Raw genomic sequence first — 13,976 nt, 5'->3', positions numbered from 1 at the left:
CCGTTCAGACCCCTTTTTGACTCGACCCTGAGAGGGATTGACGAGAGTGCTCGACGTCAACTTCTTCGACGAACTGCGAATTGGCCTCGCCACCGCCGACGACATCCGTCAGTGGTCCCACGGTGAGGTCAAGAAGCCGGAGACCATCAACTACCGCACCCTGAAGCCGGAAAAGGACGGGCTCTTCTGCGAGAAGATCTTCGGTCCGACCCGGGACTGGGAGTGCTACTGCGGCAAGTACAAGCGCGTCCGCTTCAAGGGCATCATCTGCGAGCGCTGCGGCGTCGAGGTGACCCGCGCCAAGGTGCGCCGTGAGCGGATGGGCCACATCGAACTGGCCGCGCCCGTCACGCACATCTGGTACTTCAAGGGTGTCCCGTCCCGTCTGGGCTACCTGCTGGACCTGGCGCCGAAGGACCTCGAGAAGGTCATCTACTTCGCGGCGTACATGATCACGTTCGTGGACGAGGAGCGTCGCACCCGCGACCTGCCGTCACTGGAGGCGCACGTCTCCGTCGAGCGTCAGCAGATCGAGCAGCGGCGCGACGCCGACCTCGAGACGCGCGCCAAGAAGCAGGAGAACGACCTCGCCGAGCTGGAGGCCGAGGGCGCCAAGGCGGATGTTCGCCGCAAGGTGCGCGAGGGTGCCGAGCGCGAGATGAAGCAGCTCCGCGACCGTGCGCAGCGCGAGATCGACCGCCTGGACGAGGTCTGGACCCGCTTCAAGAACCTCAAGGTCCAGGACCTGGAGGGCGACGAGCTCCTCTACCGCGAGCTGCGTGACCGCTTCGGCACGTACTTCGACGGTTCGATGGGCGCCGCCGCGCTGCAGAAGCGTCTGGAGACCTTCGACCTGGACGAGGAGGCCGAGCGCCTCCGCGAGATCATCCGTACCGGCAAGGGCCAGAAGAAGACCCGTGCGCTCAAGCGCCTCAAGGTCGTCTCCGCCTTCCTGCAGACTCGCAACAGCCCCAAGGGCATGGTGCTGGACTGCGTCCCGGTGATCCCGCCGGACCTGCGTCCGATGGTCCAGCTCGACGGTGGCCGCTTCGCCACCTCCGACCTGAACGACCTGTACCGCCGGGTCATCAACCGGAACAACCGTCTCAAGCGTCTGCTCGACCTCGGTGCGCCCGAGATCATCGTGAACAACGAGAAGCGGATGCTCCAGGAGGCCGTCGACGCACTGTTCGACAACGGCCGCCGTGGTCGACCGGTCACCGGTCCGGGCAACCGCCCGCTGAAGTCCCTCAGCGACATGCTGAAGGGCAAGCAGGGCCGCTTCCGTCAGAACCTGCTCGGCAAGCGCGTCGACTACTCGGCCCGTTCCGTGATCGTCGTCGGCCCGCAGCTGAAGCTGCACCAGTGCGGTCTGCCCAAGGCGATGGCGCTGGAGCTCTTCAAGCCGTTCGTGATGAAGCGCCTGGTGGACCTGAACCACGCGCAGAACATCAAGTCGGCGAAGCGCATGGTCGAGCGTCAGCGGACCGTGGTGTACGACGTGCTCGAAGAGGTCATCTCCGAGCACCCGGTGCTGCTCAACCGTGCGCCGACCCTGCACCGCCTCGGCATCCAGGCCTTCGAGCCGCAGCTGGTCGAGGGCAAGGCCATTCAGATTCACCCGCTCGTGTGCACCGCGTTCAACGCGGACTTCGACGGTGACCAGATGGCCGTCCACCTGCCGTTGTCCGCCGAGGCCCAGGCCGAGGCGCGCATCCTGATGCTGTCGTCGAACAACATCCTGAAGCCGGCCGACGGTCGTCCCGTCACCATGCCGACCCAGGACATGGTGCTCGGCCTGTTCTTCCTCACCACCGACGAGGAGGAGCGCGTGGTCAAGGGCGAGGGCAGGGCGTTCGCCTCGACCGCGGAAGCGATCATGGCCTTCGACGCCGGCGAGCTGTCGCTCCAGGCGAAGGTCGACATCAACTTCCCGATCGGTTCCGTGCCTCCGCTCGGCTTCGAGTCGCCGGCGGCCGAGGACGGCGAGCCGGACTGGCAGATCGGCAGCGGTTTCCGGATCCGCACGACCCTGGGTCGCGCGCTCTTCAACGAGCTGCTGCCCGAGGACTACCCCTTCATCGACTACACGGTCGGCAAGAAGCAGCTCTCGGCGATCGTCAACGACCTCGCCGAGCGCTACCCGAAGGTGGCGGTCGCCGCGACGCTGGACAACCTGAAGGCGGCCGGTTTCCACTGGGCCACCCGCTCGGGCGTCACGGTCGCGTTCTCGGACATCGTCGGCCCGCCGGAGAAGCCGGCGATCCTCGAGAACTACGAGGGCCAGGCGCAGAAGATCCAGAAGCAGTACGAGCGCGGTCTGATCACCCGGGACGAGCGCAACCAGGAGATGGTCGTCGTCTGGAACAAGGCGACCAACGAGGTCACCGAGGCGATGCAGGCGCACTTCCCGCGCACCAACTCGATCTTCATGATGATCGACTCCGGTGCCCGAGGAAACATGATGCAGCTGCGTCAGATCGCCGGTATCCGCGGTCTGGTGTCGAACGCGAAGAACGAGACCATCGCGCAGCCGATTCGGGCCTCGTACCGGGACGGTCTGTCCGTGCTGGAGTACTTCATCGCCACGCACGGCGCGCGCAAGGGTCTGGCCGACACCGCCCTGCGCACCGCTGACTCCGGTTACCTCACCCGTCGTCTGGTCGACGTCTCCCAGGACGTGATCATTCGCGAGGAGGACTGCGGCACCGAGCGCGGCCTGAAGCTGGAGATCGCGGCCAAGGGCGCGGACGGTGTGCTGCGCAAGGCCGAGGACGTCGAGACCAGCGTGTACGCGCGCTGCCTCGCCGAGGACATCGTGGTCGACGGGAAGGTGCTCGGCCCGGCCGGTACCGACCTCGGCGACGTGCTCATCGACGAGCTGGTCCGGCACGGCATCTCGACGGTCAAGACCCGTTCGATCCTCACCTGTGAGTCGACGGTCGGCACCTGCGCCATGTGCTACGGGCGTTCGCTGGCCACCGGCAAGCTGGTCGACATCGGTGAGGCGGTCGGCATCATCGCCGCCCAGTCCATCGGTGAACCCGGCACCCAGCTGACGATGCGCACCTTCCACACCGGTGGTGTGGCCGGTGACGACATCACCCAGGGTCTGCCGCGTGTGGTCGAGCTCTTCGAGGCCCGTACGCCCAAGGGTGTCGCGCCGATCTCGGAGGTCGCGGGCCGTGTCCGCATCGACGAGACGGACAAGACCAAGAAGGTCATCGTCACCCCGGACAACGGCGCGGAGGAGGCGGCCTACCCGGTCTCCAAGCGTGCCCGTCTGCTGGTGCACGACGGCGACCACGTCGAGGTCGGCCAGGCGCTGACCGTGGGTGCGATCAACCCGCACGACGTGCTGCGCATCCTCGGTCAGCGGGCCGTCCAGGTCCACCTGGTCCAGGAAGTGCAGAAGGTCTACAACTCGCAGGGCGTGGCGATCCACGACAAGCACATCGAGATCATCATCCGGCAGATGCTGCGCCGCGTGACGATCATCGAGTCCGGTGACGCGGAGCTACTGCCGGGCGAGCTGGTCGAGCGGACCAAGTTCGAGGGCGAGAACCGTCGCGTGGTGCAGACCGGTGGCCACCCGGCCTCCGGCCGTCCCCAGCTGATGGGTATCACCAAGGCCTCGCTGGCCACCGAGTCGTGGCTGTCGGCGGCGTCCTTCCAGGAGACGACCAAGGTGCTCACCGACGCGGCGATCAACGCCAAGTCGGACTCCCTGATCGGCCTCAAGGAGAACGTCATCATCGGTAAGCTCATCCCGGCCGGTACGGGCCTGTCCCGCTACCGCAACATCCGGGTCGAGCCGACCGAGGAGGCCAAGGCCGCGATGTACTCGGCCGTCGGCTACGACGACATCGACTACTCGCCGTTCGGCACCGGCTCCGGCCAGGCCGTACCGCTGGAGGACTACGACTACGGTCCGTACAACCAGTAGGGCGCGAGCGTTCCGCCAGAGGCGGTTCTCCACTCCTTCGGGGGTGGAGAGCCGCCTCTCGGCGTTTGCCCCGTACACGGGCGCACACGATTCGGGATTCCCGCGCGCCGCCGGGTCTCGTATCTGTGACGGCTGTGTCGGCGTTCTCATACGGTCCTGCCCGGAACTCCCCACCGGGCCCAGTCGTCATGGAACATGGGGACAGTACTCGGTCTAAGGCGGGGAGGTGCTGGGGATGTCGCTCCACTGGCACGGCGCGGGGCAGGGGCAGCCCGGTCACAATCCGATGATGCGTGCATCGGATTCCGACCGTGAGCGCGCTGCCGACGTGCTCAAGGCCGGCTACTCGGAGGGTCGACTGAGCAAGGAGGAGTACGACCACCGGCTCGATCGCGTGCACCGGGCGGCCACGTACGCCGACATCCAGCCGATGATCGTCGATCTGCCGCAGGGTCCGGTGCCGATGACCGGCTACCAGCAGCAGCCGATGGCGGTGGTGCCGCAGGCGTTCCGCCCGGCCCCGATGCCGCAGCGGAACTGGGCGGCCCTGCCGCCGCCCACCTCGACGAACGGCACGGCTGTCGGGGCGCTGGTGTGCGGCGTGCTGACGCCGATGACCTGGGGGCTGACGTCGTTGCCCGCGGTGATTCTGGGCCACAAGGCCCGTGCGGAGATGCAGGGCAGGACCGAGAAGGGCGACGGCATGGCCACTGCGGGCCTGGTCCTCGGCTACCTCGGTATGGCCTTCTGGTCGCTGTTCATCCTGATCGCGGTGCTGGCGGCCTGACCCGTCGAAGCTGTCGGAGGAGGAGCATTTCTCTTTCCTGCCGGAGCGCCGAGGTTTGGTTCTGTTCGAGGCCGGGCAGAGTTGCGCCGAGTGCCCGCGGACAGGCGGGGGCTCCTTGTGCGCGTACGTTCCTCGCGCGGCCCCGTTGCACAGGGTCGCGCCCTCCGGCCGGCCCGCCGCTCCGCATCGATTTTGACCGGAGCCTGCGCGGTCGGTACGCTCTGACCTTGTGCCTGGGGTGTCCCCTGCGCTCATGCGATGGCTCGTGTCCGCGACCCCTTCCCTGGTGAAGCGGTTCTGCTGGATACGAGTGGAGACACCGGGATCACACACTCTCCAAGTCGGCGGAGTTTTCCTCGATGAGAGACGTGGTGGCTTCGACACACCCGACCGCGTGGGTCGGTGAGGTGGCCCAGGTTAGATTTACCGATACGGCACACAGAAACCGGAGAGACTGTGCCTACGATCCAGCAGCTGGTCCGCAAGGGCCGGCAGGACAAGGTCGAGAAGAACAAGACGCCCGCGCTAGACGGTTCGCCGCAGCGCCGTGGCGTCTGCACGCGTGTCTTCACCACCACCCCGAAGAAGCCGAACTCGGCGCTCCGCAAGGTCGCCCGTGTGAAGCTCAGCAGCGGCATCGAGGTCACTGCCTACATTCCGGGTGAGGGCCACAACCTGCAGGAGCACTCCATCGTGCTCGTGCGCGGTGGCCGTGTGAAGGACCTGCCGGGTGTTCGCTACAAGATCATCCGTGGTTCCCTCGACACCCAGGGCGTCAAGAACCGCAAGCAGGCTCGCAGCCGCTACGGCGCCAAGAAGGAGAAGTAAGAATGCCTCGTAAGGGCCCTGCCCCGAAGCGCCCGGTCATCATCGACCCGGTCTACGGTTCTCCTCTGGTGACGTCCCTCATCAACAAGGTGCTGCTGCACGGCAAGCGCTCCACCGCCGAGCGCATCGTCTACGGCGCCATGGAGGGTCTGCGGGAGAAGACCGGCAACGACCCGGTCATCACCCTCAAGCGCGCGCTCGAGAACGTGAAGCCGACCCTCGAGGTCCGCTCGCGGCGTGTTGGTGGCGCCACCTACCAGGTGCCGGTCGAGGTTCGCCCCGGCCGCTCCTCCACTCTCGCACTGCGCTGGATCGTGGGTTACTCCCGCGCCCGCCGCGAGAAGACGATGACCGAGCGTCTGATGAACGAGCTGCTCGACGCCAGCAATGGCCTCGGCGCTGCCGTGAAGAAGCGCGAGGACACCCACAAGATGGCCGAGTCCAACAAGGCCTTCGCGCACTACCGCTGGTAGTCGCTACCCACATCGAGACCGAGAGAAGACTGAAGCCTTATGGCTACCACTTCACTTGACCTGGCCAGGGTCCGAAACATCGGGATCATGGCCCACATCGACGCGGGCAAGACGACCACCACCGAGCGAATCCTGTACTACACCGGTGTGAGCTACAAGATCGGTGAGGTCCATGACGGCGCAGCCACCATGGACTGGATGGAGCAGGAGCAGGAACGCGGCATCACGATCACCTCGGCCGCGACCACGTGTCACTGGCCGCTGAACGATGTCGACCACACCATCAACATCATCGACACCCCGGGGCACGTCGACTTCACCGTCGAGGTGGAGCGTTCGCTGCGCGTACTCGACGGTGCCGTGACGGTGTTCGACGGTGTCGCCGGTGTGGAACCGCAGTCCGAGACAGTGTGGCGTCAGGCGGACCGCTACGGCGTCCCGCGCATCTGCTTCGTCAACAAGCTGGACCGCACGGGCGCGGAGTTCCACCGTTGCGTCGACATGATCGTCGACCGCCTCGGTGCGACCCCCATCGTCATGCAGCTGCCGATCGGCGCAGAGGCGGACTTCAAGGGCGTGGTCGACCTCGTCCAGATGAAGGCGCTCGTCTGGTCCGTCGACACCAAGCTCGGTGAGGCCTACGACGTCGTCGAGATCCCCGACACCCACAAGGAGAGCGCCGACGAGTGGCGCGGCAAGCTCCTTGAGGCCGTCTCGGAGAACGACGACGAGATGATGGAGCTGTACCTCGAGGGCGTCGAGCCCACCGAGGAGCAGCTGATGGCCGCCATCCGCCGCGTCACCCTGGCGTCCACGGGCGCCGAGGGCACGACCACGGTCACCCCGGTGTTCTGCGGAACCGCGTTCAAGAACAAGGGCGTTCAGCCCCTGCTCGACGCGGTCGTGCGCTACCTGCCGTCGCCCCTGGACGTCGAGGCCGTCGAAGGCCAGGACGTCAAGGACCCGGAGACGGTCATCAAGCGCAAGCCGTCCGACGAGGAGCCCTTCGCCGGCCTGGCGTTCAAGATCGCGAGCGACCCCCACCTGGGCAAGCTCACGTTCGTGCGCGTCTACTCCGGTCGTCTGGTCTCCGGCACCGCGGTGCTCAACTCGGTCAAGGGCCGCAAGGAGCGCATCGGCAAGATCTACCGCATGCACGCGAACAAGCGTGAGGAGATCGAGTCGGTGGGCGCCGGCGACATCATCGCCGTGATGGGTCTCAAGCAGACCACCACCGGTGAGACGCTCTGCGACCAGGGCAGCCCGGTCATCCTGGAGTCCATGGAGTTCCCGGCCCCGGTGATCGAGGTCGCCATCGAGCCGAAGACCAAGGGCGACCAGGAGAAGCTGGGTGTGGCCATCCAGCGGCTGGCCGAGGAGGACCCGTCCTTCCAGGTCAAGACCGACGAGGAGACCGGCCAGACCATCATCGCGGGTATGGGCGAGCTGCACCTCGACGTGCTGGTCGACCGTATGAAGCGGGAGTTCCGGGTCGAGGCCAACGTCGGCAAGCCGCAGGTCGCGTACCGCGAGACACTGCGCAAGTCCGTCGAGAAGCACGACTACACGCACAAGAAGCAGACCGGTGGTTCCGGCCAGTTTGCGAAGGTGCAGATCGCGATCGAGCCGCTCGAGGGCGACGGTTACGAGTTCGTCAACAAGGTCACCGGTGGCCGTATCCCCAGGGAGTACATCCCTTCGGTGGACGCCGGCTGCCAGGATGCGATGGAGTTCGGCGTGCTCGCCGGCTACCCGCTGACCGGCGTCCGCGTGACCCTGCTCGACGGTGCGTACCACGACGTCGACTCCTCGGAGATGGCGTTCAAGATCGCCGGTTCGATCGCCTTCAAGGAGGCCGCACGCAAGGCCAGCCCGGCCCTGCTCGAGCCGATGATGAAGGTCGAGGTCACCACGCCCGAGGACTACATGGGCGATGTGATCGGCGACATCAACTCCCGTCGCGGACAGGTTCAGGCCATGGAGGACCGCGGCAGCGCCAAGCTCGTCACGGGACTCGTCCCGCTGTCGGAGATGTTCGGTTACGTCGGTGACCTTCGCTCCAAGACCTCCGGTCGCGCGAGCTACTCCATGCAGTTCGACTCCTACGCCGAGGTTCCCAAGAACGTCAGCGAGGAGATCATCGCGAAGGCCAAGGGTGAGTGACCTCGGCTAGAAGCCGAAGTCACAGCCCTTAGGCTGTAGCAAAAGGCATTCGGGTTACCGGTGCGGTCCGCCAGACGGTCCGTGCCGGCCCCGGCAGCCAGCCCTTAAGAGCGAACAGGCCAAGGGCGTCCCCCTAGGGGTCCTGGCCGGTTCGGTACGACCACCTGGAACCCTCCGTAAACTGCGGAGGCGTACAGCACCAGTCCACAGGAGGACCCCAGTGGCGAAGGCGAAGTTCGAGCGGACTAAGCCGCACGTCAACATCGGCACCATCGGTCACATCGACCACGGTAAGACCACCCTCACGGCGGCCATTACCAAGGTGCTGCACGACGCCTACCCCGACATCAACGAGGCCTCGGCCTTCGAGAACATCGACAAGGCGCCCGAGGAGCGCCAGCGCGGTATCACGATCTCCATCGCGCACGTCGAGTACCAGACGGAGAGCCGTCACTACGCCCACGTCGACTGCCCGGGTCACGCGGACTACATCAAGAACATGATCACCGGTGCCGCTCAGATGGACGGCGCCATCCTCGTGGTCGCCGCCACCGACGGCCCGATGCCGCAGACCAAGGAGCACGTGCTCCTGGCCCGCCAGGTCGGCGTTCCGTACATCGTTGTCGCCCTGAACAAGGCCGACATGGTGGACGACGAGGAGATCATGGAGCTCGTCGAGCTCGAGGTCCGTGAACTCCTCACCGAGTACGAGTTCCCGGGCGACGACCTGCCGGTCGTCAAGGTCTCGGCGCTCAAGGCCCTCGAGGGCGACGGCGAGTGGGGCCAGAGCGTTCTCGACCTGATGAAGGCCGTGGACGAGGCCATCCCGCAGCCGGAGCGCGAGGTCGACAAGCCGTTCCTCATGCCGATCGAGGACGTCTTCACGATCACCGGTCGCGGTACGGTCGTCACCGGCCGTATCGAGCGTGGCATCCTCAAGGTCAACGAGACTGTCGACATCATCGGCATCAAGACCGAGAAGACCACCACCACGGTGACCGGCATCGAGATGTTCCGGAAGCTGCTGGACGAGGGCCAGGCCGGTGAGAACGTCGGTCTGCTCCTCCGCGGCATCAAGCGCGAGGACGTCGAGCGCGGCCAGGTCATCATCAAGCCGGGCACCGTCACCCCGCACACGGAGTTCGAGGCGCAGGCGTACATCCTGTCGAAGGACGAGGGTGGTCGTCACACCCCCTTCTTCAACAACTACCGCCCGCAGTTCTACTTCCGTACCACCGACGTGACCGGCGTCGTGACCCTCCCCGAGGGCACCGAGATGGTCATGCCGGGCGACAACACCACCATGTCCGTCCAGCTGATCCAGCCGGTCGCCATGGAGGAGGGCCTCAAGTTCGCCATCCGTGAGGGTGGCCGGACCGTCGGCGCCGGCCAGGTCACCAAGATCACCAAGTGACCCCCGGCCCGTAAGGGCTCGCAGTACCAGTACCACGTGAAGGGCCTGTGCGACCTCGGTCGTACGGGCCCTTTCGCGCGGGCCCGGGCCGAGAGGCCGGTTCCACCGAGAGACCGGAGCCCCGGATGGACGTGTTCCCCGAAGTCGGCCTCTGCGCACCGGAGTTGACGGTGCGGGAGGAGGCCGGGGTGAGTCTTCCGCAATTGGTGTGGCGGCTGGGCCCCGGGCAGCGCGTGTGTTCCTCCGCCGTGCTGGGCGGCGGTCTGGGGGAGCGGGGCTGGGTGCTCAACGCGCAGGTGCCGCCCGGCTACTGCCGTACCGACCCCGCCGCGCACCTCGCCGAACTCGCCCGCACCGCGGGGCTGGAGGGGGCCGGAGCAGGCCTGATGACCGCTGCGCAGGTGGCGCGGTTCACGGAGGCCGAGGAAGCGGGGGTGCGTACCGTGGTGACCACGGGACTCGGGGTCCGCGGCTGGGCCGCAGAACGGCCACCGGGGCTGCCGGGGCCGCCTGCGGCGGGGACCGTCAACACCGTGCTCGTGGTCGCCGTTCCTTTGAGTGATGCGGCTCTGGTGAACGCCGTCGCGACCGCCACCGAGGCCAAGGTGCAGGCGCTGCTGGACGCAGGTGCGGACTGCTCGGGGACTCCGTCGGACGCGGTGTGCGTGGTCGCGCCGGTGCCGGCTGCCGGCGGGACGGCCGAGCCGTTCGCCGGTCCGCGCAGCCGCTGGGGCGCGCGTATCGCCCGCACGGTGTACGCGGCCACCCTCGACGGGGCCCGGGACTGGCGGCTCAACTCCGCACGAGCGCAAGAGATTTGAACTGTGATGCCTGTCACGGTGTGAGGAGGTCGCGGGGTGGGGACTGGGCCGATTGGCCCTCCCGGTGCCCGCTATGGCACACTAACCAGGTTGCTCGGTTGAGTGCCGATGCCGTGCGCCTCCCGCCGGGAGGACCGGAAGCGAGTCCCACGTACTCGTCGCCCCTGATCAGGGGTGGAAGTACGGGAATCTTTCGGGAAGTGCGGGAGGGGCTTCCAGCCAGGCATTCGGTGGGTTTTGCCTACCCCCAGCTCCTCCCCTTTCCAAGGGATTTCTCCGCGTGGAGTCATGCGGAGAAGTACGGGAAGGGTTGCGACACGCCCGACCGCGTGGGTCGGACAGGGGTGGAGTTCCACCGGGTTCCAGAGCTTTCACGAGAGACAGGACTACGAAGTAGCCATGGCGGGACAGAAGATCCGCATCCGGCTCAAGGCCTACGACCACGAGGTCATCGACAACTCGGCGAAGAAGATCGTCGAGACGGTGACTCGTACTGGTGCGTCGGTCGCAGGCCCGGTGCCGCTGCCCACAGAGAAGAACGTGTACTGCGTCATCAAGTCGCCGCACAAGTACAAGGACGCGCGCGAGCACTTCGAGATGCGCACCCACAAGCGCCTCATCGACATCCTCGACCCGACTCCCAAGACCGTTGACTCGCTGATGCGTCTGGACCTTCCGGCCGGCGTCGACATCGAGATCAAGCTCTGAGGGGTGTCGAGAGATGGTTAAGAACATCAAGGGCCTCCTGGGCGAGAAGCTCGGCATGACCCAGGTCTGGGACGAGAACAACCGTGTCGTCCCGGTCACCGTGGTCAAGGCCGGTCCCTGCGTCGTGACCCAGGTGCGCAGTGCAGAAAGGGACGGCTACGAGGCCGTCCAGATCGCCTTCGGCGAGATCGACCCGCGCAAGGTGAACAAGCCCCTCAAGGGCCACTTCGCCAAGGCGGACGTCACCCCCCGGCGCCACCTCGTCGAGATCCGTACCGCCGACTCCACCGAATTCACCCTGGGCCAGGAGCTCACGGCTGAGGTGTTCGAGTCGGGCATCAAGGTCGACGTGACGGGCAAGTCCAAGGGCAAGGGCACCGCCGGTGTGATGAAGCGTCACGGCTTCCGCGGCGGCAAGGCATCCCACGGTGCCCACCGCGTGCACCGCAAGCCGGGCGCCATCGGTGGCTGCGCAACCCCGGGCCGTGTCTTCAAGGGCATGCGCATGGCCGGTCGCGCGGGCAACGAGCGGGTCACCACCCAGAACCTGACCGTTCATGCCGTTGACGCGGAGAAGGGCCTGCTGCTCATCAAGGGCGCGGTTCCTGGTCCGAACGGCGGCCTCGTCCTGGTCCGTACCGCGGCCAAGGGGGCCTGAGGTAAAGATGAGCACCGTTGACATTCTTTCGCCGGCAGGCGACAAGACCGGCACCGTCGAGCTCCCCGCCGAGCTCTTCGACGCCAGGACCAGCATTCCGCTGATCCACCAGGTCGTTGTCGCGCAGCTGGCCGCGGCCCGCCAGGGCACGCACAAGACCAAGACGCGTGGCGAGGTGCGCGGCGGTGGCCGCAAGCCGTACCGCCAGAAGGGCACCGGCCGTGCCCGTCAGGGTTCGACCCGCGCGCCGCAGTTCGCCGGCGGTGGCGTGGTCCACGGCCCCGTGCCGCGCGACTACTCGCAGCGGACCCCGAAGAAGATGAAGGCCGCCGCCCTGCGCGGTGCCCTGTCGGACCGGGCCCGCCACAACCGCATCCACGTCGTCACCGGCGTGGTCGAGGGCGAGATCTCCACCAAGGCAGCGAAGACCCTGCTCGGCAAGGTCAGCGAGCGCAAGAACGTGCTCCTGGTCGCCGACCGGTCGGACGATGCCTCGTGGTTCTCCGCCCGCAACCTGCCCCAGGTGCACGTCCTGGAGCCGGGCCAGCTGAACACGTACGACGTGCTCGTCTCCGACGACGTGGTCTTCACGAAGGCCGCCTTCGACGCCTTCGTGGCCAGCCGTACCGCTGCCGGGGCTGAGCTCGAAGGGAGCGAAGCCTGATGAGCGAGGCAACCGTCACCAGCAAGACCTTCAGCGACCCGCGGGACATTCTGTTCAAGCCCGTGGTCTCGGAGAAGAGCTACGCACTGCTGGACGAGGGCAAGTACACGTTCATCGTGGACACCCGGGCCAACAAGACCCAGATCAAGCAGGCCGTCGAGTCTGTCTTCTCGGTCAAGGTTGTCGGAGTGAACACGATCAACCGCCAGGGCAAGCGCAAGCGCACCAGGACCGGTTACGGAAAGCGCGCAGACACCAAGCGCGCCATCGTGACCCTCGCCGAGGGCGACCGTATCGACATCTTCGGCGGGCCGGTCTCCTAACGGAGTCGATCCGTCCGATATCGGACGAGGACTGAGAAATGGGTATCCGCAAGTACAAGCCGACGACCCCGGGCCGTCGTGGCTCCAGCGTCGCCGACTTCGTCGAGATCACGCGGTCCACGCCGGAGAAGTCGCTGGTCCGCCCGCTGCACAGCAAGGGCGGCCGTAACAACGCCGGTCGTGTGACCGTTCGCCACCAGGGCGGTGGCCACAAGCGCGCCTTCCGAGTGATCGACTTCCGTCGTCACGACAAGGACGGCGTGCCGGCCAAGGTCGCGCACATCGAGTACGACCCCAACCGCACCGCGCGCATCGCGCTGCTGCACTACGCTGACGGCGAGAAGCGCTACATCCTCGCGCCGGCGAAGCTCCAGCAGGGCGACCGCGTCGAGAACGGCCCGAACGCCGACATCAAGCCGGGCAACAACCTGCCGCTGCGCAACATCCCGGTGGGTACCGTGCTGCACGCCATCGAGCTGCGGCCGGGTGGCGGGGCCAAGTTCGCCCGCTCCGCAGGTGCCTCCGTGCAGCTGCTCGCGAGGGAGGGCCGCATGGCCCACCTGCGCATGCCGTCCGGTGAGATCCGGCTGGTCGACGTCCGCTGCCGCGCCACAGTCGGCGAGGTCGGCAACGCCGAGCAGTCGAACATCAACTGGGGCAAGGCCGGCCGTATGCGCTGGAAGGGCGTTCGCCCGACCGTCCGCGGTGTGGTCATGAACCCGATCGACCACCCGCACGGTGGTGGTGAGGGTCGTACCTCCGGTGGTCGCCACCCGGTGTCGCCGTGGGGCAAGAAGGAAGGACGTACTCGTTCGCCGAAGAAGGCGAGCAACAAGTACATCGTCCGCCGCCGCAAGACGAACAAGAAGCGCTAGGAGCGGGTTTAGATGCCGCGCAGTCTCAAGAAGGGGCCCTTCGTCGACGACCACCTGAGCAAGAAGGTGGACGTACAGAACGAAGCCGGCACCAAGAACGTCATCAAGACCTGGTCCCGCCGCTCCATGATCGTCCCGGCCATGCTCGGCCACACGATCGCGGTGCATGACGGCCGCAAGCACGTCCCGGTGTTCGTCACCGAGTCGATGGTCGGCCACAAGCTCGGCGAGTTCGCGCCGACCCGCACCTTCCGCGGCCACGTGAAGGACGACCGCAAGTCGCGTCGTCGCTGATCGGCGGAGTGCGAAGACTTAT

General features: G+C 66.6%; 13 protein-coding genes. All 13 read left to right on the top strand.

Annotated elements, in window-relative coordinates:
* Positions 1-46 precede the first annotated feature (46 nt).
* The 13 genes from JGS22_RS04495 (at position 47) to rpsS (ending at position 13,954) form a co-directional block, all read left to right on the top strand.
* Entirely contained in the window at positions 47-3,946 is a 3,900-nt protein-coding gene (locus JGS22_RS04495) for a DNA-directed RNA polymerase subunit beta' (RefSeq protein ID WP_211039076.1), read from the top strand.
* 289 nt (positions 3,947-4,235) lie between these two features.
* Positions 4,236-4,733, top strand: coding sequence for a DUF1707 and DUF4190 domain-containing protein (locus JGS22_RS04490; protein WP_211039077.1), 498 nt, complete (start codon positions 4,236-4,238; stop codon positions 4,731-4,733).
* 456 nt (positions 4,734-5,189) lie between these two features.
* The gene (gene rpsL / locus JGS22_RS04485) at positions 5,190-5,561 is read left to right on the top strand and encodes a 30S ribosomal protein S12 (protein WP_143649006.1); all 372 of its coding nucleotides are present in this window, start codon (positions 5,190-5,192) and stop codon (positions 5,559-5,561) included.
* A 2-nt stretch (positions 5,562-5,563) separates the two neighbouring features.
* On the top strand, positions 5,564-6,034 hold the full coding sequence (rpsG, locus tag JGS22_RS04480; RefSeq protein ID WP_143649007.1) for a 30S ribosomal protein S7: 471 nt from the start codon (positions 5,564-5,566) through the stop codon (positions 6,032-6,034).
* 39 nt (positions 6,035-6,073) lie between these two features.
* Positions 6,074-8,197 carry an elongation factor G gene (gene fusA, locus JGS22_RS04475; protein ID WP_211039078.1) on the top strand — a complete coding sequence of 708 codons (2,124 nt, stop codon included), beginning with the start codon at positions 6,074-6,076 and terminating at the stop codon, positions 8,195-8,197.
* A gap of 220 nt (positions 8,198-8,417) precedes the next feature.
* Entirely contained in the window at positions 8,418-9,611 is a 1,194-nt protein-coding gene (gene tuf / locus JGS22_RS04470; RefSeq protein ID WP_211039079.1) for an elongation factor Tu, read from the top strand.
* A gap of 125 nt (positions 9,612-9,736) precedes the next feature.
* On the top strand, positions 9,737-10,432 hold the full coding sequence (locus JGS22_RS04465) for an adenosylcobinamide amidohydrolase (RefSeq protein ID WP_211039080.1): 696 nt from the start codon (positions 9,737-9,739) through the stop codon (positions 10,430-10,432).
* A 399-nt stretch (positions 10,433-10,831) separates the two neighbouring features.
* Complete coding sequence (gene rpsJ / locus JGS22_RS04460) at positions 10,832-11,140, top strand: 30S ribosomal protein S10 (RefSeq protein ID WP_016909683.1); 309 nt, start codon at positions 10,832-10,834, stop codon at positions 11,138-11,140.
* 13 nt (positions 11,141-11,153) lie between these two features.
* Complete coding sequence (gene rplC, locus JGS22_RS04455) at positions 11,154-11,798, top strand: 50S ribosomal protein L3 (RefSeq protein WP_211039081.1); 645 nt, start codon at positions 11,154-11,156, stop codon at positions 11,796-11,798.
* Positions 11,799-11,805: 7 nt separating this feature from the next.
* Positions 11,806-12,462 (top strand): 50S ribosomal protein L4, encoded by a 657-nt coding sequence (gene rplD / locus JGS22_RS04450; protein WP_211039082.1) that lies wholly within the window; start codon positions 11,806-11,808, stop codon positions 12,460-12,462.
* On the top strand, positions 12,462-12,785 hold the full coding sequence (gene rplW, locus JGS22_RS04445; protein WP_211039083.1) for a 50S ribosomal protein L23: 324 nt from the start codon (positions 12,462-12,464) through the stop codon (positions 12,783-12,785). The genes rplD and rplW overlap by 1 nt, the downstream gene beginning before the upstream one ends.
* 38 nt (positions 12,786-12,823) lie before the next feature.
* The gene (gene rplB / locus JGS22_RS04440) at positions 12,824-13,660 is read left to right on the top strand and encodes a 50S ribosomal protein L2 (protein ID WP_211039084.1); all 837 of its coding nucleotides are present in this window, start codon (positions 12,824-12,826) and stop codon (positions 13,658-13,660) included.
* 12 nt (positions 13,661-13,672) lie between these two features.
* A complete protein-coding gene (rpsS, locus tag JGS22_RS04435) occupies positions 13,673-13,954 on the top strand; it encodes a 30S ribosomal protein S19 (protein WP_103501089.1) in 282 nt (93 codons plus the stop codon).
* The last annotated feature ends 22 nt before the right edge of the window (positions 13,955-13,976 follow it).

Source organism: Streptomyces tardus (genome assembly GCF_018101125.2).
Lineage (GTDB): Bacteria > Actinomycetota > Actinomycetes > Streptomycetales > Streptomycetaceae > Streptomyces > Streptomyces tardus.
The sequence above is the reverse complement of the archived record's forward strand: the minus strand, read 5'-3'. Positions and strand labels throughout refer to the sequence as shown.